This is a genomic window from Telluria sp. AIW5, from assembly GCF_056680575.1.
Genome location: NZ_CM155289.1, coordinates 5,366,293 through 5,386,057, shown reverse-complemented (window position 1 = coordinate 5,386,057; position 19,765 = coordinate 5,366,293). Strand labels below are relative to the sequence as shown.

16 protein-coding genes and 2 pseudogenes are annotated in these 19,765 nt (G+C 54.3%); 13 read left to right on the top strand and 5 right to left on the bottom strand.

Annotated elements, in window-relative coordinates; translation table 11 throughout:
• Positions 1-71: 71 nt before the first annotated feature.
• Positions 72-1,421, bottom strand: a complete 1,350-nt coding sequence (locus tag AC1MEM_RS23665; RefSeq protein WP_499474528.1) for a hemolysin family protein — start codon at positions 1,419-1,421, stop codon at positions 72-74.
• 69 nt (positions 1,422-1,490) lie between these two features.
• Positions 1,491-2,399, bottom strand: a complete 909-nt coding sequence (gene nhaR, locus AC1MEM_RS23660; RefSeq protein WP_499474527.1) for a transcriptional activator NhaR — start codon at positions 2,397-2,399, stop codon at positions 1,491-1,493.
• A gap of 116 nt (positions 2,400-2,515) precedes the next feature.
• Here nhaR and AC1MEM_RS23655 point away from each other — a divergent pair, with 116 nt between their 5' ends.
• The 4 genes from AC1MEM_RS23655 (at position 2,516) to AC1MEM_RS23640 (ending at position 5,787) form a co-directional block, all read left to right on the top strand.
• On the top strand, positions 2,516-3,583 hold the full coding sequence (locus AC1MEM_RS23655) for a DUF475 domain-containing protein (protein WP_499474526.1): 1,068 nt from the start codon (positions 2,516-2,518) through the stop codon (positions 3,581-3,583).
• Positions 3,584-3,858: 275 nt separating this feature from the next.
• Positions 3,859-4,434 (top strand): TerD family protein, encoded by a 576-nt coding sequence (locus AC1MEM_RS23650; RefSeq protein ID WP_499474525.1) that lies wholly within the window; start codon positions 3,859-3,861, stop codon positions 4,432-4,434.
• A gap of 52 nt (positions 4,435-4,486) precedes the next feature.
• Positions 4,487-5,182, top strand: a complete 696-nt coding sequence (locus tag AC1MEM_RS23645; RefSeq protein ID WP_499474524.1) for a TIGR00266 family protein — start codon at positions 4,487-4,489, stop codon at positions 5,180-5,182.
• Between the two features lie 23 nt (positions 5,183-5,205).
• Positions 5,206-5,787: a TerD family protein gene (locus AC1MEM_RS23640; protein ID WP_499474523.1), complete on the top strand. Its 582-nt coding sequence runs from the start codon at positions 5,206-5,208 to the stop codon at positions 5,785-5,787.
• Positions 5,788-6,520: 733 nt separating this feature from the next.
• Here the strand turns inward: AC1MEM_RS23640 and AC1MEM_RS23635 are convergent.
• Both AC1MEM_RS23635 and AC1MEM_RS23630 read right to left on the bottom strand, forming a co-directional pair.
• Positions 6,521-7,228 carry a DUF2059 domain-containing protein gene (locus AC1MEM_RS23635; protein WP_499474522.1) on the bottom strand — a complete coding sequence of 236 codons (708 nt, stop codon included), beginning with the start codon at positions 7,226-7,228 and terminating at the stop codon, positions 6,521-6,523.
• Between the two features lie 481 nt (positions 7,229-7,709).
• A pseudogene (locus AC1MEM_RS23630) lies at positions 7,710-9,137 on the bottom strand (IS1182 family transposase); the annotation flags it as partial.
• A 353-nt stretch (positions 9,138-9,490) separates the two neighbouring features.
• Here AC1MEM_RS23630 and AC1MEM_RS23625 point away from each other — a divergent pair.
• Together AC1MEM_RS23625 and AC1MEM_RS23620 are read left to right on the top strand one after the other, a co-directional pair.
• Positions 9,491-9,901 (top strand): hypothetical protein, encoded by a 411-nt coding sequence (locus tag AC1MEM_RS23625; protein ID WP_499474521.1) that lies wholly within the window; start codon positions 9,491-9,493, stop codon positions 9,899-9,901.
• Positions 9,902-10,249: 348 nt separating this feature from the next.
• A complete protein-coding gene (locus tag AC1MEM_RS23620; RefSeq protein ID WP_499474520.1) occupies positions 10,250-10,630 on the top strand; it encodes a hypothetical protein in 381 nt (126 codons plus the stop codon).
• 222 nt (positions 10,631-10,852) lie between these two features.
• Here AC1MEM_RS23620 and AC1MEM_RS23615 read toward each other — a convergent pair whose 3' ends face one another.
• A complete protein-coding gene (locus AC1MEM_RS23615; RefSeq protein WP_499474519.1) occupies positions 10,853-13,120 on the bottom strand; it encodes a hypothetical protein in 2,268 nt (755 codons plus the stop codon).
• Positions 13,121-13,466: 346 nt separating this feature from the next.
• On the opposite strand from AC1MEM_RS23615, the gene AC1MEM_RS23610 reads away from it, so the two are divergent.
• The 7 genes and pseudogenes from AC1MEM_RS23610 (at position 13,467) to AC1MEM_RS23580 (ending at position 19,574) form a co-directional block, all read left to right on the top strand.
• The gene (locus AC1MEM_RS23610) at positions 13,467-13,784 is read left to right on the top strand and encodes an H-NS histone family protein (protein ID WP_499474518.1); all 318 of its coding nucleotides are present in this window, start codon (positions 13,467-13,469) and stop codon (positions 13,782-13,784) included.
• Positions 13,785-13,918: 134 nt separating this feature from the next.
• A pseudogene (locus AC1MEM_RS23605) lies at positions 13,919-15,346 on the top strand (IS1182 family transposase); the annotation flags it as partial.
• Positions 15,347-16,109: 763 nt separating this feature from the next.
• Positions 16,110-16,403: a DUF7684 family protein gene (locus tag AC1MEM_RS23600; RefSeq protein WP_499474517.1), complete on the top strand. Its 294-nt coding sequence runs from the start codon at positions 16,110-16,112 to the stop codon at positions 16,401-16,403.
• A gap of 135 nt (positions 16,404-16,538) precedes the next feature.
• Positions 16,539-16,904, top strand: a complete 366-nt coding sequence (locus tag AC1MEM_RS23595; protein WP_499474516.1) for a hypothetical protein — start codon at positions 16,539-16,541, stop codon at positions 16,902-16,904.
• A gap of 648 nt (positions 16,905-17,552) precedes the next feature.
• Entirely contained in the window at positions 17,553-17,960 is a 408-nt protein-coding gene (locus AC1MEM_RS23590) for a hypothetical protein (RefSeq protein ID WP_499474515.1), read from the top strand.
• Between the two features lie 239 nt (positions 17,961-18,199).
• On the top strand, positions 18,200-18,721 hold the full coding sequence (locus AC1MEM_RS23585) for a hypothetical protein (protein ID WP_499474514.1): 522 nt from the start codon (positions 18,200-18,202) through the stop codon (positions 18,719-18,721).
• A gap of 322 nt (positions 18,722-19,043) precedes the next feature.
• Complete coding sequence (locus AC1MEM_RS23580) at positions 19,044-19,574, top strand: GNAT family N-acetyltransferase (RefSeq protein WP_499474513.1); 531 nt, start codon at positions 19,044-19,046, stop codon at positions 19,572-19,574.
• Positions 19,575-19,765: the final 191 nt, after the last annotated feature.

Genomic DNA, 19,765 nt, shown 5'->3' with positions numbered 1-19,765 from the left:
GGTTTTACCAACGAAACATTATACGCATGCGAACGGCGGTCTGGACCGCCGGTTTGTAACGCGCATGTTGCTTAAAGTTCGTCCTGGTCCTCGCCGCGCTCCAGGCGCGGGAACACCTTGATCAGCAGGATGCGCGGACCGTTGGTTTTTTTCACGACCACGTCGAATTTCGGGAATTCGATGCGCTGCCCCTGTTTCGGGATGTCGCCCAGCTTCGCCATCAACAGGCCGCCCACCGATTCGACGTCGTCCAGCCCCATCTCCTCGTTGTCGATGTCGATGCCGAGCAGGCGTTCGAGCGAATAGATCGGCAGCGAGGCCTTGCCGATATAGGTGCCGTCCGACTGCGGCAGCCAGTCGTTTTCGTTCATCCGGAATTCGTCGCGGATCTCGCCCACCATCGCGCCCAGCAGGTTATCGAGCGTAATAAAACCGACCGGGCGCTTGCCCTTTTCGCCGATCAGGGCGAAGTGCGGCGCGCCGGTACGGAAGCGGCGGAAGATATCCTGGGCCGGCGTGCGCGCCGAAATCGTTTCCACCGGGCGCAGGTATTGCGACAAATCGCTGATGTCCTTCCCCGACTGCTGGGCGAAGAACAGGTCCTTTAAATGGATCACGCCCAGTACCTCTTCGCCTTCTTCGTCGAAATACGGGTAGCGCGAGAAACGGTTGCGGCGCACCGTATCCAGGTTTTCCTCGATCGACAGGTCTTCGTGCAGCGCGATCACCTCGTTGATCGGACGCATCAGGTCGGACACGGCCATTTCGGAAAATTCGAGCGACTGCGCCAGGATGTGGCGCTCGTCGTGGGTAAATTTTTCCTTGCCGGTGCTGGTGCTGGTGTTGGTGCGCAGGATGAGCTTCAGTTCGTCGGTCGAATAATGCGTTTCATGGCTGCCGGTGCCGGCCAGGCCGGCAATACGCAGCACGCCATTCGCGCTCGCATTCAGCAGCCAGATCGCCGGGTACATGCTCCAGTAGAAACCGTAGAGCGGCAGCGCGCACCACATCGCGACCACTTCGGGAATGCGGATCGCGAGCGATTTCGGCGCCAGTTCGCCGACCACGATGTGCAGGAAAGAGATGACGCTGAAGGCGACGACGAACGAGACGCCGTGGATGATTTGCGGCGAGGTCACCCCAAGCAGGCCGAACACCGGTTCGAGCAGGCTGGCAAAGGCCGGTTCGCCGACCCAGCCGAGACCGAGCGAGGCAAGGGTGATGCCGAGCTGGCAGGCGGAAAGATATTCGTCGAGCTGGCCGTGGACCTTGGCCAGGATACGGCCGCGCAGGCCCGAAGTTTTGGCGATGGCGCGCACGCGGGTTTTACGTAACGTGACGATGCCGAATTCCGCCGCCACGAAGAAGCCGTTCAGGACCACCAGCAGGAGGGCCAGGACGACAAATAGAATATTTTCCATAGAAAGGGTGAGTTAATAAAGGGTAAAGCTGATGCCCATTGTACAAGGTTCCCCCTTAACTCAACTTCGTCAACCGCCACTCTGGCCTCGTTGATGCATGGAAGCAAGGATCGCCTCGACCGCCGGATGCTGGATTTTCCGCTCGTTCGAGATCGCATAAAACTGCTCGCGCACCTCGGGCACCCGGCCCACCAGCACCGCCTGCAGTTGCTCGAGCAGGTCGCTCGCCAGCGCCGCCGGCGCGAAGAACAGGCCCAGGCCGCGCCGGCCGAAGGTGTTCAACAAGGCGTTGTCCTCGAACTCGCCCACCACGTCCGGATGCACGCCCTGCAGCTCGAACCACTCGTCGATCTTGAGCCGTAAAGCATTATTCCTTGTCGGCAGCAGGAAAGGCGCGCCATTCAGGTTTTTCGGGAAATCCTGCGACCAGGCCTGCGCCAGCGCCTCGGTGCCGACCACCGTCATTTCGCTTTCGAACAGCAGGTGGCTGAACACGCGCAAGGTGCTGCCGGTCGGCAGCGCGCGGTCGGTCAGCACCACGTCGAGCTTGTGCAGGGCGAGGTCGGCCAGCAGCGCCTCGTACTGGTCCTCGTAGCAGACCAGGCGTACGGGCGTCGGGAGCTGGGTGGTCGCCTCCAGCAGGCGGAAGGCGGTGAGCTTCGGCAGCGAATCGGAAATCCCGACGGACAGCCGCGTGCGCAGCGTCGAGGACTGGTCGAGCGCGTCCTGCATCTGCTCGCCCAGCAGGAAAATCTGGTCGGCATAGGTGCGCGCCATTTCGCCGGCGTCGCTCAGCACCAGGCGCCGGCCCTGCTGGTTGAACAGCGACTTGCCGAGCGCCTGCTCGAGCAGGGCGATCTGGCTGCTGACGGTCTGCACCGCGAGGCCCAGGCGCTCGGCCGCGCGCGTGATGCTGCCCTCCTTGGCAACGACCCAGAAATAGTACAGATGGCGAAAATTGGTGCCCGCGTTTCTCATCTCGGCCTCGATATCTTCCGTTTTTACGAAGTAATACTTCGATTATCTTCGCTTTTTCAATAGATCGCCAGACCTTACACTGCAACCCGTCAACAACAACATTGAAGGAAATCAATATGAAGCACTTTAGGGGATCTTTCCTCGTCGCGATCGTCTGCCTTGCGTTAGCGGGCTGGTGGGGCTACGAGCATGCCGGCCTGTCCGGCGCGCTGACGGCCATCGGCGTGGCGGCGATTTTGTCGATCATGGAGGTGTCGCTCTCCTTCGATAACGCCGTGGTCAACGCCTCGGTCCTGAAAAACTGGAACGAATTCTGGCTGAAATTGTTCCTGGGCCTGGGCATGATCATCGCCGTGTTCGGCATGCGCCTGGTGTTCCCGCTGGTGATCGTCGCGGTCGCGGCTGACCTGGGGATGACCGAGGTGTGGAACCTGGCATTGAGTGATCCAAAGGGATTCTCGTCGCACCTGACGGCGCACCACGCTGAAGTGGCGGCTTTCGGCGGCATGTTCCTGCTGCTGGTCTTCCTGAACTTCCTGCTGGACGCGGACAAGGAAACCCACTGGCTCGGTAACTTCGAGAAGAAGCTCGGCTCCCTGGGCAAGGTGTCTTCGATCGCGGTGATGATCGCGCTGGCTTCGCTGCTGTTCTCGATGACCTTCGTTGATGCCGGTACGAAAATGGTTGTGTTGACAGCCGGTATCTGGGGCATTCTGGTCTACGTCGGTGTCGACATGATCAGCAGCCTGCTGGAGAAGGAAGAAGAAGAGGGCGGCAACGTCGGCGACATGGTCAAGAAGGGCGGTATCGGCGGCTTCCTGTACCTCGAAGTGCTGGATGCATCGTTCAGCTTCGATGGCGTGATCGGCGCCTTTGCGATCACCACCGACGTCGTGATCATCATGCTGGGCCTGGCCATCGGCGCGATGTTCGTGCGTTCGATGACGGTCTACCTGGTCAAGAAGGGCACGCTGGATGAGTTCGTGTACCTGGAGCACGGTGCGCACTACGCGATCGGTATCCTGGCTGTGATCATGCTGGCAAGTATGAAGTTCCACGTGCCGGAGATCGTGACTGGCTTGACGGGTGTGGCGTTTATCGCGGCTTCGCTGTGGTCGTCGATGCAGCACAAGAAGAAGCATGCTGCTCTTGAAGCACGTGAAGGTGTGAAAGAGCTGGCGTAAGCGGTAGCGGGACGGTGGTGGTTGTTTGCCACCGTCCCGGATGCGGAAACGGTGTACCGCGTGGGCATGCCCACCCTACGGTGCACCACCGTTAGCGGACGCGTAATGTAGGGTGGGCATGCCCACGCGTTACACAGCAAGAACAGCAATACAGAATTTCGCGAGAGCGCCATAAAGCTCCGCAAACGAACCGCACGGCGAGTGGCAGAACACCAGCTCGCTGCGCGTATTACCCCGGTGTTCACACTCGTAGTATCACTCAGGAGATATACATCATGGCAATCAGTCTGCAAAAAGGCGGCAACGTCAACCTGTCGAAAGAAGCCCCAGGCCTGGTCAACCTCAAGGTCGGCCTCGGCTGGGACACGCGCGCCACCGACGGCGCAGCCTTCGACCTCGACGGCGCCGTTTTCATGCTCAATGCATCGGGCAAGGTGCGCTCGGACGCCGACTTCATCTTCTACAACAACCTCAAATCGACCGACGGCTCGGTCGTCCACTCGGGCGACAACCGCACCGGCGAAGGTGCAGGCGATGACGAAACCGTCAACGTCGACCTCTCCAGGGTCCCGGCCGACGTCGACAAGATCGTGCTGGCCGTGACCATCCACGACGGCGAAACCCGCCGCCAGAACTTCGGCATGGTCGGTAAGGCCTTCATTCGCTGCATCAACGCCAATGGCGACAGCGAAATTGCCCGTTACGATTTGTCGGAAGATGGCTCGACGGAAGCTGCGATGATCTTCGGCGAGGTGTATCGTAACGGCGCCGACTGGAAATTCCGCGCCATTGGCCAGGGTTTCCAGGGCGGCCTCGGGCCACTCGCCAAGAACTACGGCGTCAACGTTTAATTAACAGGTTCGCGGTCCCCATGATCGGGGGCCGCCTTTCATAGGAAGCCAAATGCCTACTTTTACCGTGACCGGGGATGTCGATCCCTTCCTGCATGTGTCGATGCGTCAGGGCGAAACCATCTATTGCGAATCGGATGCAATGGTGATGATGGAATCGACCCTCGACCTGAAAGGCAAGATGCGGGGCGGGCTCGGCAGCGCGCTGATGCGCACCTTCGCCAATGGCGAGTCCTTCTTCCAGCAGCACATCGAAGCGACGCGCGGAGGCGGCGACTGCCTGCTCTCGCCGACGCTGCCCGGTGCCATGCAGGTTGTCGACGTCGGCCCGAACAACTACATCATCAGCGACGGCGCCTTCGTCGCGGCCTCGTCCAGCGTCGGCCTGAACGTGCGCACCCAGAGCATCGGCAATGCGCTCTTCGCCAACAGCGGCGGCTTCTTCGTCACCGAGACGAGTGGCCAGGGGCAGGTGGTGGTGTCGGGTTTCGGGTCGATGTCGATGCTCGACGTCGAGCCGGGCAAGGATGCGATCATCGACAACTCGCACGTCGTGTGCTGGGACAGCACGCTGCGCTACGAGATCTCGATCACGACCGGCACCAGCGGCGGCTTCCTGGGTAACCTGATCAACAGCCAAACCAGCGGCGAGGGCATGGTCCTGCGCTTTTCGGGCAAGGGCAAGGTCTACGTGTGTTCGCGTAACCGTGCCGCCTTCAAAGCCTGGATGCAAACGCCCGCCAAGTAAGTCATCTCATAAGGAGAAATGCAATGACAGTCAACCTGCAAAAAGGCCAGAAAATCTCGCTCTCGAAAGAGGGCGGCGGGGCACTCACCCGCGTGACGATGGGCCTGGGCTGGGACGCCATCAAGACCAAGGGCTTCCTCGGTTTCGGCGCGAAGACCGAAAGCGTCGACCTCGACGCCTCGGTCGTCATGTTCGACGAAGCGAACCGCCTGGTCGACACGGTCTGGTTCCGCCAGCTGAAAAGCAAGGACGGCAGTATCGTCCACACCGGCGACAACCGCACCGGCGCCGGCGACGGCGACGACGAGCAGATCAACGTCGACCTGTCCGCCGTGCCGGGCAACGTGCGCTCGCTCGTGTTCACCGTGAACAGCTTTACGGGCCAGAACTTCTCGCAAGTGCAAAACGCCTACTGCCGCCTGCTGGATGCGACCGGCAACAAGGAAGTGGCGCGCTACGACCTGTCGGTGCAGGGCGCCCACACGGCGCAGGTGATGGCCAAGCTGTACCGTCACAACGGCGAGTGGAAGATGCATGCGATTGGCGAGAATGCCAGCGGCCGCACCTTCGATGATTTGATGCCGGCGATTACGCCGCATTTGTAATTGGTCGTTTGTAGCAGTCGACGAAACCGGGGATACGTCTCCGGTTTTTTTTCGTTTCGATGGGCAGCGGGTAGAAGTTTTTTGCTTGTTATTAAGGAAACAAAGCCCGTACACTGAGTTTTTGGTGAGAGGCTGCTTTCGGCCAACAGCAGACAGTGAGATTGAATGAAAACTAGTGGTAGCTAACCGATAGGCTATGACATGACCCTTCGCTTCCGACGTGCGCCTATCTGGATCGCGCTCAACTTGATTGGTATGGCAGGATACCTTCGCTTAGGTTCAGACCTCTGGACGATCCCAAGTGATGAAGGACTGCCGGGTGGGCCGGGCGATGCGTTTTACTGGTTCTTTTTGATGGTTCCTGTGCTCCTGGCCTACGTGGTCCTTAACTTGGTTTCGCTATCCGCGATCGTTCAGCGAATGCGGCAAACGGGGCGATTAAAGTCGTTATACATCTGGGTTGCCATAGCTGCCCTTTGGATCTTGGCCTTCCGATACGACAACCTGCGCTCGTTCCGTGTTATCTGTCCAGAGCTAGGCTGTTAGTTCTCATTTTCTTAGCCTGACGAACGCTGAATGTCTGCAATGGGGTCGTAAGCGGACGCTACAATACGTCCGCTGTCGGCCAAAAGCGGACATAGCCGGCGGGCCAAAATATACGGAGATAATTTCAACTTCCACGGCCTGACCGGAGTGTTTTTGTAGCGTGGGCCCGCGAGTCGACGCTGCTTACCTATTCGCTTAATGCCTTCTGAAATTTTTCCCGCATTAATAATCCATATTTGTGCGCGACCTCGTCGACGTCCTTGCTGGTTCTGCTAAACAGGTACATTTGCGCCTCTTTTGTGAAAGCGGAACCGACTCGTTGCAGCTTGCGGCCGGTTGCAGAATTGTTAAACGCTACCATCGACGCGGTTTCGCTTTGGGTTAACTGGCCTACATATTTTGAAAACAATGCATCTGCATTCCGTCCGGTACGTGCGCTTTCTTCCTGTGACAGAAGCTGGAAGCGCGCCACTTTGGGGAATACGGATCCGCTATAAAAGCGTGCCATTTCCTCGATTTCCGAAGGGGTGAAATATTTGGGGTAAACCGCATATGCCATCTCGGTGAATAAGGCTTTTACCGGGATCTTTCGATGGAGCGCGTCGATTGCAACTGCCATCTGAGGCGTGGTTTCTTCAATGATGGCGCGCGCTTTTGCGCGTTGGGCCGCGGTCAGGTCTCCATTCTTGTCGATAGCTTCCCTAGCGCCGAGCGCGATTTGTTGGGCCCCGTCCTTTGAGGAAGTTTCAATGATCATGGGCCACATCTGGGCAAGGTTTTGCGACTCGACCAGTTTGTCGACTGCTCTCTTCAGCTGCGGGCTTGGCTCTGCCGCCTGGGCTGGCGAATAAGCAGAACAGACGGACAGCAGAAAGAGGAGCAAGAATTTAGCCATGACATTTCCGATTAGAAAAATTAAATTGTACATGCTTCTTTGGCAGCTCTGACGCAAAATGCGTTTGAAACGAGCTTAGTTCTGAATCACGTTGCTCCTATGGATACCAGCGATTGTGCGTCCTGATCCTTAGTCGGCTGACTTCAGTAGCACGCCGCGCACGCTGCGCCGCCAGACGTCGAGCGGCGTCACCGTATCGTCTACCAATGGTGTATGCGGTTCATCGGAGAAGGAACCATGAGAGAAGTCATCAATCCGGTGCTCTGTCTTCAGGCTTAACCGCACCTCTTCGAGCGGCCGCTTTGGGTCCAGGCTGTGTAAAAACTCAAACCGACGAACTGCAAGCCGAATTGTGCGGGCCTGGGCTGATTCTGGAAGATAGAGACGCGTTCGAGGCCTTGTAATCCCACTTGAGCATTTTCAGCAAGGCCATTAAGGAAAACGCTTCAAGCAGGCCTTGGCGGGTCAGAAAATGGGCGTACGCCCTGATTGCAGCCAGCATTCCCTGCATGCCAAGTAACGACATCAAGCGCCTGAAGTTATAGGCAAGCACGTGCAGGCTCATCTCGGCCTTGACGCGCTCCAGTCCTTTCGTCAGGAAGTGCGTCGCCCCCATCCACGCCTTGATCGTCGCGTACGGATGCTCGACAGTCGAACGCCGGATTCGCATTGCGTCCGGCGTCTGTTCCAGACGCGCCTGCATTTCATCGAGCACGTCTTGATGTTCCCAGCGGGTCACCCGCCGCTGCGAACTCGGCGTGCACTGGTTTTTGAGCGAACAGCCCTTGCAGTTCGAGCTCCAATAGCGGTGGTTCGTCATTCCTTTCTCGACACTCGAGAAGCGCCAAATCAGAGATTCGCCTGCCGGACAGCGGTATTCGTTCTTTTGCGGGTCGTAAATGAAGTCAGCCTTGTCGAATCGACCGTCGGCCTTGGCTCCGGAGGTTTTCGTAGGTGGCACCAAAGCTGAGATGCCCGCCTCATGACAGGCCAGGATTTCTTCGCCCTTGAAGTAGCCGCGGTCGGCAATTGCCGTCAGTGTCGTCGTGCCGATGGCAGCACGGGCTTTCTTGGCCATGCCAGACAACTGGTCGCGGTCGCTGCCGTTATTTGTGACCTCGTGTTCGACAATCAAATGATGTTTAGCGTCGACTGCAGTTTGCACGTTATAGCCAACGATGCCTGAGCCGCGCGTCATCATCGAGCGCGAGTCCGGATCAGTGAGTGAGATCTGCGTTTCCCCAGTCTCCATCAGCTTCGCTTCGATTTCCTTGAGCGTTGCCATTTGCGATTTCATCGCCGCGATCTTGTCGTTCAGACGAGCGGTTTTCGACTTTGCAGTGGCTGGTTCCTGACGGTCAGCCGTATCAAGTTCTGCCAGGTAGCGACCGATATTCGCTTCGATCTCCGCCATCCTGCGCTTGAGTTTGGCATCGGTAAAATTGCGGTCGCTGCTGTTGACGGCCTTGAACTTGCTGCCGTCGATCGCGACGACCGCATCCGAGAAAAGATCCAACTGCTGACACAGAACGACGAACTGCCGGCAGACTTTACCAATTGCCTTACCGTTATCTTTCCGGAAGTTCGCTATCGTCTTGAAGTCGGGCGCCAGGCGTCCGGTGAGCCACATCAGCTCGACGTTGCGCTGGGCCTCGCGCTCAAGCCTTCGGCTCGATTGAATCCGATTGAGGTAGCCGTAAATGTACAGCTTGAGCAGCACGGCGGGATGGTAGGCCGGCCGACCCGTCTTCGCCGGCGCCACCCGAGCAAAACCCAGGTTGGCGAGATCAAGCTCGTCGACGAACACATCGACTACACGAACCGGATTATCGTCGGCCACGTAGTCGTCCAGGTGTTCGGGCAGCAGCGTGCCTTGTCCGCGGTCTTCGCCCTCAATAAAGCGCTTCATTTAGCACCCGAAGTGATGAGATACTGGCTTAACGTTTACTACACTGGCGCCGTTTACACGACCTACGTTTTTACACAGGCTGGGTCGAAAGCGGACGCTACAATAGGTCCGCAATCGGCCAAAAGCTGCCATTTACCATTCTTCACGGAGTTTAGATGAGTGCCTGTACGAACAAGCAGTTCGCCCGGTTCTGCCTTTTGATGATCTGTCTACTCATCGGACAGCGTGGAATGTGCGCGGGGAATGTCTCGATCCGATTGGCGCATGGTGGTCCACGCGAAGCAGAGACAAGAGATCAACTTGCTCGTCTTCTTGACGCTTACGATACGTCGAGGTGGACGTTTACGAGAGAAGTGATAGTCGATGAAGATGCCATTCCTCATAGCCACCCCATCCTTACTGTTCATACGCGTCATAGGAAGGACGATGATCTACTGCTGTCTACATACGTTCACGAACAGTTGCATTGGTTCGTTGCTGCTCACCCTCGTGAGGCGAAAGCCGCAATCGCCCGTCTCAAAAAAATTTATCCGCACGTACCGCTTGGCTATCCCCAAGGCTCGGGAGACCAGGAAGGCAACTATGAGCACCTGATCGTTTGCTACTTGGAATACAGGGCGGATCAACGTCTAATGGGGGAGCTAAGGGCAAGAGAGGTATTGGATTTCTGGTCACATGATCACTACACTTGGATCTACCAGGAAGTGCAAACGCACCCTGAGGAGATAGGCGCTGTAGTCAAAGAAGCGGGCCTCATTCCTTAGTCATGAAGTCGTTTTACCAAGAGCTGAACCACCCCGTCCGAGCCTTTGTCGCGCAGGCGGTGAACTGCATCTTTTCGAACGGTTGATAGACCGCTTTGGGTCGAAAGCGGACGCTACAATAGGTCCGCAATCGGCCAAAATCGGACGGTCCCATGTGTGCGCCAAAGCAGACGCTGATGCAGCGTCCGAACCACCAATTGCAAGTTCACAACTTTTCCCTTAAGCCCAAAAGGGTAATGGGCTGTCTGCCTTTCCCGGTTTTTATTTGAGACTTCAATGACTAGATTGATCTTGTTCTGAACCACCATATTGCTTGTTGCGCCCAATGCCTTTGCTGCGTGCGCTAGCATGGCAGACACATGGTTTTCCTGTAAAACTAAAGCAGATAAGCAAATTCAACTGTGTAATGAAAAAACAAAGGTTCGGTACACATACGGTCCGATAAATGGCAAGTCAGAGATAGCTCTGTCGGTTCCAAAAGAAAAGGCTTCGACCAGTCAACCAGACGGGCAAGGACGTTGGTATAGCTATGCAGTCGATATTCCTAACGGAAAAACGATCTACACTGTTTTTTGGGGGTACGACCGACGTTCAGAAGAACACGATGTAGAGGCTGGTGTTCATGTCACGACTCCTAAGGGACATCTCGCAACGGTGTACTGCCGAGCCGGTGACGATATTACGAACAACTTGGATAGCGTTGATTTACAGTCCACACCTATCGAATGAACGTCTGCTTTTTGATTGATGCTACTTCCGCTGTGGGTCGTTAGCGGATGCTACGATAGGTCCGCAGACGGCCAAGAACGGACATCATGCTGCAGGTCGGAAGCGGAAATACCCTCAAATCATAAATTCCGGTATTCCGTCACTCACGCCGTTGCTCGCGCTGCATACGCGGTTACGACCATCACGGTTTTAGAATTTTTTCTTAGGAGCTCAGACTCATCTTTATGGTGGAGTGCCTGTGTCAGAAACAAGACGTATCTCACCCGTTGAATAGTTAACCGAAAACTCATCGAGAAAGTTCGATTTACCAATTGCTTTTAGCTGATTTTTTATAAATGACGACTTTTTCCTGTCAATAAAACCTTGGAACAAGTGCAGAGGCACAGACCCAAACGATGCTACCGCAAAGAGGGCGGTGACAAAATAGAGAAATATCTGTACTTTAAAATCCCAGAATGAGGAGATAGTATAAAACTTGTCAAATATATAGCCGGAACAACCTACCCCTGCGGCAGATACGCCCATAAGCACAGCAAGGCGATAATCCCATTTCTTCTGAATGGCAGGAAATTGCGCCGCTAGATTTTTCATTATATCAATCCGCTCTTTTAAACGAGCTTCTGACAATGCACGTAACTGCGCGTTTAGTCGTGTCTGCTCTTCGGCAGCCAAATCCTGCTCTTCTTTAGCCCGGCGTTCTTTTTCTAAGGACTCGGCTTTACTCGCAAGCACCTCATCTGCTGTAGCACTGAATTTTACTTCTAACTCTGTGATCTGCTGAGCTTTACGCAAAAGCTCCGCTTCATGAGCCGCTGCTTGTGACTCAAGCTCAACTTTCTTTCGATTTCTTTCAGCCTCAGCAGCTTCGTCCCCCGCTGCCATCTTCACCTGATCGATAAATTCGCGAAGGTTATCGACTTGGATTAGACTTGGATCGCCGAGCGTACCCTGCACCATGACCTCCGCACCGCGAGGTGTTCTGGACCAGATATTAAATGATTTGGCAAGCTCAGAACCCTCATCAGAAAGCAGAGACACCACTCGCTCTCTGATGGCCTGGTCGGTCTGCGGAATTGCTGCACAGTTAGCGAGAAGTCGGTAGTACGGCAGATTAGATGCTGCGTCTGAGCCCAGAATTAGCCAAAGAATCGCAGCAAGTGCACTATCAGTTATCGCGGCAGGCATGTCGGTCTCGGAGTAAATCCGTTGGCTTATCAAAAAGCGCTCAGACAATACAGCGAGCCGATTGTTTCTAGTTACAAAAACGTATTTAGTCTTTGCGATATATTGTCGTTCAGACTTGTGGTTTCCGCGAAAGCGGACCACTCCTGCGATCGAGCTTGCATCTCTCAATCGTGCAAAGTCACTGGTATATCCACCAATATTATTGGAAAGATGATTCTCCATATCTTCGGAGAAGAAGGTCAGGGCTTGAACGGACTCAGGTGTTTCAAAAATGTTGAAACCTAGTTCTCGCACTTCGGTCTTAATGTTTTCCTTAACTAGGGAAATGCGCTTAACGAAGTCTGGACTCGATATCATTCGAATTCCAATGGCCCCGTGGCTATTCCTTTCTTCGTAAGACCGAAGCGCAGCCTTAATATTGTTCGCTGCCTCACGCACCGAGTGCTCAAAGACAGCGATTTTAGCACCGGCTTTCTTAAGCTGTGTCGTTAACTCTTTTGCGTAGAGGTGTCGCTCTGGAGAATCCAAGTCGAGCAGGTCCATAAGCAGAGGCGAATCAAGCATAAACCAAGTATTTTTGAGATCCTGGTCACGCTTTGGACCGCAGAAATTCAAAACAGCTTCGGTTACGATAGTCGCAGTAGCGATTTTATGGAAGGCGTTTAGTTTATCTTGATCCGCAGTGGCACTACTGATAACATAATTTGAAAAAATTGTGTTTAGCCATTGCTTTTTTCGCTCAGCTTCCGCTTTACTTGAAGTCTCGTTTCCAAAGCGGGGTAAAGCTAGCGTCTGACGGCCTGCTTCCTCTTGCCCTGTTCTTGGGTGATGCAGATTCGGCAAGGGCAGAGTCTGAAGTCTACTGATGAACGCCTCGTCTAGCTCGGTATCTCCTAAGGCCGCCAGGTCATGTTTTCGCAACTCCGAATTAACATAGTCGCGAAATGAAATAAACAACTGTTCCACAGAATCCTCGTTCACGCCCACGTGCATGTCGACGGGCGCTGCAACTGAATATAATGCCGAGTGAGTACGGGGGTCTTTTCCCGATGCGATTAGTGCACCGGTTGCCGCGAGCTTTGGGGCGATAGCGGCGATTGCATAGGGGTGTATTCGTAGACCATATCTGGTCCTGAAAGAGTCGGCAACCTTTTTGCAATCAAATATCTGGCCCACATGCTCTTTAAGCACAGGATTGAACATTGGAAGAAGACCGTCTAGAGTACTAATACCTGTGTCAAAACGGGTTTGTACCCCTATCAAGTATGAGAATGCAATTTTATTTCCAAATTCTTTATCACCCACTTATGCCTCCAAGAAATTTTCTGATATTATTGGCTATTTATTAGCTTGGGTCAAATAATATGCTGCTGTTGTGCGTTTTCGCGGTTTGGACTAGGACGTAGGCAAATTCGTGCGGTTTCACCGAATTGCTAGCGCTGTGTCGTGTAGGTCCGCAATGGGTCGATTGCAGTCGCCGGAGCCCGCCTGCTCGAAAACGTTACGTCCTTGCGCCATGCCGGCGTATCACCGCGATGTTCTATCAGCCTACGGCTCCAAGATACCGTGCGCCGCAACTTGCCTGGTGAGCTGACATTGGTCCTTCGTTCATGGTAGGGTGCGGCTCCATCCACAGAAGACACTACGCAAAATGCACGACCTATCCAAATATTCGCTTGCTCAGCTTCGTACCCTAGAAGTGCAGGTGATCGATGAGCTAAAAACGCAACATTTCCTTAGTATCAGTAAAGCGCGTGAGCAAATTCTTCACATTGCTCGGAACGCCGGACTGTCCGAAAAGCAGCTCCGCGCCATTAAAGTCGCTAAAACGCCAAAACAAGGCGACGTGCAGGCCAAGTACCGGAATCCAGAAGATCCGAACCAGCAATGGAGTGGTCGGGGACGCCAGCCGGCATGGGTCAAGGCATGGGTCGCATCTGGGAAGTCCCTCGAGGACGCGAAAGCGTAATTGAAAACTGTGGCGGCGGATTCAGGCATCTGAGTTAGGTCTGCAGTCGGCCCAGCCTGTGTAAAAACGTCAGGTCATGTAAACGAAACCGTGTCGGTAAACGTTGAGCCAGTATCTCATCCAACGGGTGCCATATGAAGCGCTTTATCGAAGGCGAAGAACGGGGACAAGGCACGTTGCTGCCTGAGCACCTGGACGATTACGTGACTGAGAATAATCCGGTCCGTGTAGTCGATGTGTTTGTCGAAGAGCTCGACCTCGCCGGCCTGGGATTCGCCCGCGTGCTACCGGCAAAGACGGGTCGACCTGCTTACCACCCAGCATTGCTGCTCAAGCTCTACATCTATGGCTATCTCAACCGTATCCAGTCGAGCCGGCGGCTTGAGCGCGAGGCGCAACGTAACGTCGAGCTGATGTGGCTGACAGGACGCTTGGCGCCCGATTTCAAGACGATAGCGAACTTCCGAAAAGATAACGGCAAGGCGATCAGTAAGGTCTGCCGGCAGTTCGTCGTATTGTGCCAGCAGCTCGATCTTTTCTCGGATGCGGTCGTCGCGATCGACGGCAGCAAGTTCAAGGCCGTCAACAGCAGCGACCGCAATTTTACCGATGCAAAACTCAAGCGCAGGATGGCAGAGATCGAGGCGAATATCGGTCGCTACCTGGCAGAACTCGATACTGCGGACCGACAGGAACCGACCACTGCAAAATCGAAAAGCGTTCGTCTGAACGACAAGATCGCAGCGATGAAATCTCAGATGGCGACGCTCAAGGAAATCGAAGCGAAGCTGATAAAGACTGGCGAAACGCAAATTTCATTGACTGACCCGGACTCGCGTTCGATGATGACACGTGGTTCAGGAATCGTTGGCTACAACGTGCAAACCGCCGTCGACGCCAAGCATCATTTGATCGTTGAGCACGAGGTAACCAATAACGGCAGCGACCGTGACCAGTTGTCGGGTATGGCCAAGAAAGCCCGCGCAGCAATCGGCACGACGACATTGACGGCAATTGCTGATCGCGGCTACTTCAAAGGCGAAGAAATCCAGGCCTGTCATGAGGCGGGCATCTGCACTTTGGTACCACCTACGAAAACCTCCGGCGCCAAAGCCGACGGCCGGTTCGACAAGGCCGACTTCATTTACGACCCCTCGACAAACGAATACCGCTGCCCAGCAGGCGAATCTCTCATCTGGCGCTTCGCGAGCGTCGAGAAAGGCATGACGAACCATCGGTACTGGAGCTCGAACTGCAAAGGCTGTGCTCTCAAGGACAAGTGCACGCCGAGTTCACAGCGGCGAGTGACCCGCTGGGAACATCAGGACGTGCTCGATGAGATGCAGGCGCGCCTTGAACAGACGCCGGACGCTATGCGAATTCGGCGCTCGACTGTCGAGCACCCATATGCGACGATTAAGGCCTGGATGGGAGCGACGCACTTCCTGACGAAAGGCCTGGAGCGTGTGAAAGCAGAGATGAGCCTGCACGTGCTTGCCTATAACTTCAGGCGCTTACTGGCAATTCTGGGCACCGAGAAGATGCTGGCAGCGATCAGGGCATACGCCCATATTCTGACGTTGCAAACCTTGTCTGAAGCGTTTTCTATGCTGGTCTTACTGAAAATTTCCAAGTGGGCCTACAAGGCCTGGAACGCTTCGTTATATTCAAGAATTAGCCTTAAACCGTACAATTCTGCTCCCGACTCTTCGTTTTGAGTTTTTACACGGGCTGGGCCAGAAGCGGACACCGGTAGCACATTCAACTTCATTCGATAGGCAGGAACGTGTGCCAGTGAAAAAAGCATCCATTTACAAGCTTCCGTCGCGGTTCATTGTCTGCCCAGTTAGCACGACAACAACTGGAATCGGCCTCACGTCCGAACCCTATATCGTGTTACCCACTTCGGTGTCTGCCGTCGAACTGAGTAAGGCTATCAATCAGGCTTTGGATAGCTCGCGTGATGGCGTCGCCCATCCCGTAAGCTGGAAGGGAGTGGCTGCCCCAAGGTTGGCGGCCGCTGGTGTCAAAAGCGAAGCGACATTTCAGAAGCAGGCTTCGCTAGTTTCCTTGATTACTGACGGGAAGACAGTCACCTTCACTCCGAACCGAAACGGGGGGGCGAACGGACCCGACAAGGGATTCTCGCCAATCGATGAGTGCACGGTCCGGGTAGCCCCGAAGACCCAACAAGTTTGCGGCGAGACTGCCTTTCAAGTCTTTGAACACTGCACTTGAACGAGCTGGAAAGGTCCGCTTCGGGTCGAGAGCTGTCGTACACTGAAAGATCGATCGGCCAAAAGTGGGCAGCTGAAAAAGGCAGGTATGACCTACTCTGGGAAAATCGTTTTGGTCTCAACGTCGGGCTATATGCCTGAGCGAGACGACCAGTTTTTGCGCGACCTGATAGCCGCGCGTATCGAGCTTTTCTGCGCAACCGGTGTGGGGGCCAAGGAATGGGAAGATGCTCTTGACTGGGCTTGCATTGGTGACGATTGGCTGGGTGAACACGTGATCGTCACCACATCGCATGAGGATGAGCCTCTTGCAGAAGTGATGGAATTTGCCGAGCACTTTTCAACGTCAGCGCAGTTCAGGCCACAAGTCATCCATCGGTAAAGTCATCAGCTTCAAGGTCCCTGTGGGTCGAGAGCGGAAATTGAGGGCCACGTCTAAGTAGAAATAATTTCTAATAGGCTACAATCTTATAGACTGATCGTCATACCCGTCTGCAACAAGCCATATGGAATTTAAGTGAAACAAAAGATGCGAGCGCTTCGCCAGAAGCTGGACTTGGCAACCTATTCCCAGGACAAGGTCACTCGATTTAAATTGAGTACCAATTCAGACCCTGACGACCGAGGTATTTCTGTGCCGTTACCGATCATGTATCGGTTTTACCATATCGGGCGAGCATATGACCTGCATCAGCTGAAGAACTTCATACCTACAGCGATTTCCGCTGTCGATTTCATCTCGATGAAACTGCTGGTTGCAGAACTTGAAGCGCTACAGGAGTTGATAGACGATCCAGTGCTTAAACATTACGGCGATCAACTTATAGACTATATCGGCGGGATTTCAGTCGACACGAAATCCCGCCTGATTGTCAGCAGCTGATCGTCTGCTCACGGCCCAGCCTGTGTAAAAACGCTGACCTATGCGAATTCACTGGCAAACTCGGCCGATCAAAACTGCCGCCACGACGTTTTCCAAGAGCCGGCAATGGTAAAGCGACCCTTCCAAATGTGTCGAGTCCGCGTTTTTACACAGCCTGGGTCAGGAGCAGACGTTCGCCACCAAGTGTTCGAAGAAACGGATAGATAACGAATAATGAAGACAAGCCGCATCGAAACTATCGTGGTGCTCTCGATTGCCCTTGCTGTTCTGTTTTTTTCAACTGCGCTTGGCGTTGTCGGCTACATGTACTTGAACTTGGATTCCCATCCACACACAGATTCTGGTGCGCCACTCGCTGCAGTACTGATGCTCTTTAATTCCTACGTTTTTCTAAGTGTCTGTAATTTCGTTGCTGTAGTAGTTCTACTTTGTAGCAAAGTGCCTGTTTTTCGAAGCACAAAATAGTCATGTACTTTGGAGGCGTCGCCCAAACAATCCCAGTTATCTACTGGATTTTCTATGACTAATTGTTTGCTGAACGACGTAATCTCCGGAACTCGTAGTTCCGCTTTGGGTCGTAAGCGGACACTACAATAGGGGCGTTACCGGCCACAAGCGGACGTTCGTATACTTGAGGAAAGTGAAGGTATGGACCTAAAAATGAGAGATGCCGATGAAGCATCTGGACTAATAATTGAACTTGCATCAACGCTCATCAAGACAATGCAGTCGATGCAAAAATCTTGGATCCGTGCCTTTATTCGCTTCGAAATGACCAGCTCAAACACCTGGGGCTGCAATGGTTCATATGAAACGCCTGTTGGGGTGGTGCTGTTTAATCCATTCAGCGACGGCAGAGAGCTATTTGCGGCTCTGAACGATCTAGGACCTAGACTTCGACAAGCTGCATCCACGCCCGAAAGAGAAATTCTGGTTTTTCTTGTCGTCGTGGATAGCGACTTCAACTACAACATACATTTTGACAGCACGGATGCGGACCGCTGGAAAATTTCAAAGCTGAACAGTGCTACTGGCATACCTTTAGGGCTCAGCTGACAATTGCAGGCAAAGTTTCGCCGTCTACCGCGACAGCCTTAATCCAAGCTCTGCTTTGGGTCGGGAGCGGACGTCAGCTCGCCTCGACCAGGTAAACGAAATTTTCCCAAGCAACAATAGGTTCGGTAGACTGATCATATTACAGCGTCCGCTACCGGCCACAAGCGGACAGTCAAATTATTCGTCTGAGCACACTGTAAGGCGCTACTGAAATTCCACATCGGTTAGAAGGATATTCGATGGAGCCAAAGCTCGAACGAAGTAACAAGGAGAAGATTTTACGGAGGCTGGCCAAGCTCTTGGCGCCTTCAGGTTTCGGACGGAGCAAACCTACCTTTTACACACGTATCCGGTTGCCGGTGATTGAATTCGTTCACATCCATAAATTCACGTTTACACCAAGCTTCCGGCTACATCTTGGGATTCGAGTCGTCAACGATCCTTTCAGGGCTGTTGCGCTTAATGGTCCCAGTTCGGATGAGTTCCAAGGGCCAGCTTCTGAGTTCGCGTCGAAACGCATATACAACTTTGATTATGACGAGTCGGACGATTCGGTGGAGCGTTGTGCCCTCGACATCAGTAACTTCGTTGCCGGGGCGGGAGAGGCATGGTTTGAATCGAACCGCGACCTAGAGCAACTTGCTATCTCTCCTGGATCGCCACTGTCGAGCGATGCACGTGCAGCATTACTCCGCGCATTGGCAGGAGAGATTGAGGACCATTTCGTCGCGCAGACTCGAACTGAGCTGAATGCACCGTAGTTCTTGATACTTGTGCTCTTCTGCGGTGCCGTACACTCATCCGAGTTTGGCTGTTGCCTGTGCAACGGCAGCTTTGGGTCGGAAGCGGACGGTCGTGACAGTCTGCCAGATTTTCAGGTTGGCAACATGCTCTGCTACTCTGAACGTCTGCAACCGGCCAGAAACCCGCCTTCGCAAAAACGCGCCAGCAAACTGACTATTTTCTTGCAATGACGCTTACTGCTACCGAGTCGAATTGGGTGAAAGAAGACCGTTGGCGCGAATCGGACCTTGGCGCCGGCAATGGACGGCATATCTGGCACCCGTACATGGAATCCAGCTCATGAATAGCGAATTCATCACTTCTGTTCCCTGCCTTCACACGGAACGACTCATGCTTCGTGAATATCGACGGGAGGACTTTGACCTGTTCGCAGCGCATCTCGCCGACCCTGTCAGCGCGGCCCACTTGGTCCCGGCTGACCGCCATGCTGCATGGCGAATCTTCTGTTCACAAGCAGGACTATGGCTCCTGCATGGCGCCGGATGGTGGGCTGTCGAGGAAAAGGAGACTGGTCAACTCGTCGGGAGTGTTGGCGCGTTCTTTCGCGAAGAATCCACTGTGATGGAGCTTGGTTGGAATACCTATCGTGCCCTTTGGGGCCAGGGATTCGCGAACGAAGCGGCAGCGGCAGCCTTGAACCATGCGCTCGAGATCCGACGCGAACCAAAAGTTCGGGCTCTCATCGCTTCAGCCAATGAATCATCGCTGCATGTTGCCAAGCGCCTTGGCCTGACTTATGAAGCGGAAACTGAGATATACGGCAAAGCGGTCGGCATTTATACGCGTGAGCGGGGAGGCTTAGTTGTTTAGGCCTACAGGACTGGACGGGAAGCTGTTTGTCAGGTCCGCAATGGGGTCGAAAGCAGACGGCCAGTCAGTACTCTGCGAGCCCATACGCTACATGTGCAAGCGCCTGGTTAGTTCAGGCGAATGCCAGAGTCGCCCTTTGGACCGTTCAATACCGACAGAAAGGTTTCCGTTGCAGCTGGCGTGCCCTTCGC

Excerpts from the sequence above, each read along its gene's own strand:
- AC1MEM_RS23665 (WP_499474528.1), bottom strand. The coding sequence starts at position 1,421 with ATGGAAAATATTCTATTTGTCGTCCTGGCCCTCCTGCTGGTGGTCCTG.
- nhaR (WP_499474527.1), bottom strand. The coding sequence starts at position 2,399 with ATGAGAAACGCGGGCACCAATTTTCGCCATCTGTACTATTTCTGGGTC.
- AC1MEM_RS23655 (WP_499474526.1), top strand. The coding sequence starts at position 2,516 with ATGAAGCACTTTAGGGGATCTTTCCTCGTCGCGATCGTCTGCCTTGCG.
- AC1MEM_RS23650 (WP_499474525.1), top strand. The coding sequence starts at position 3,859 with ATGGCAATCAGTCTGCAAAAAGGCGGCAACGTCAACCTGTCGAAAGAA.
- AC1MEM_RS23645 (WP_499474524.1), top strand. The coding sequence starts at position 4,487 with ATGCCTACTTTTACCGTGACCGGGGATGTCGATCCCTTCCTGCATGTG.
- AC1MEM_RS23640 (WP_499474523.1), top strand. The coding sequence starts at position 5,206 with ATGACAGTCAACCTGCAAAAAGGCCAGAAAATCTCGCTCTCGAAAGAG.
- AC1MEM_RS23635 (WP_499474522.1), bottom strand. The coding sequence starts at position 7,228 with ATGGCTAAATTCTTGCTCCTCTTTCTGCTGTCCGTCTGTTCTGCTTAT.
- AC1MEM_RS23620 (WP_499474520.1), top strand. The coding sequence starts at position 10,250 with ATGGCAGACACATGGTTTTCCTGTAAAACTAAAGCAGATAAGCAAATT.
- AC1MEM_RS23610 (WP_499474518.1), top strand. The coding sequence starts at position 13,467 with ATGCACGACCTATCCAAATATTCGCTTGCTCAGCTTCGTACCCTAGAA.
- AC1MEM_RS23600 (WP_499474517.1), top strand. The coding sequence starts at position 16,110 with ATGACCTACTCTGGGAAAATCGTTTTGGTCTCAACGTCGGGCTATATG.
- AC1MEM_RS23590 (WP_499474515.1), top strand. The coding sequence starts at position 17,553 with ATGGACCTAAAAATGAGAGATGCCGATGAAGCATCTGGACTAATAATT.
- AC1MEM_RS23585 (WP_499474514.1), top strand. The coding sequence starts at position 18,200 with ATGGAGCCAAAGCTCGAACGAAGTAACAAGGAGAAGATTTTACGGAGG.
- AC1MEM_RS23580 (WP_499474513.1), top strand. The coding sequence starts at position 19,044 with ATGAATAGCGAATTCATCACTTCTGTTCCCTGCCTTCACACGGAACGA.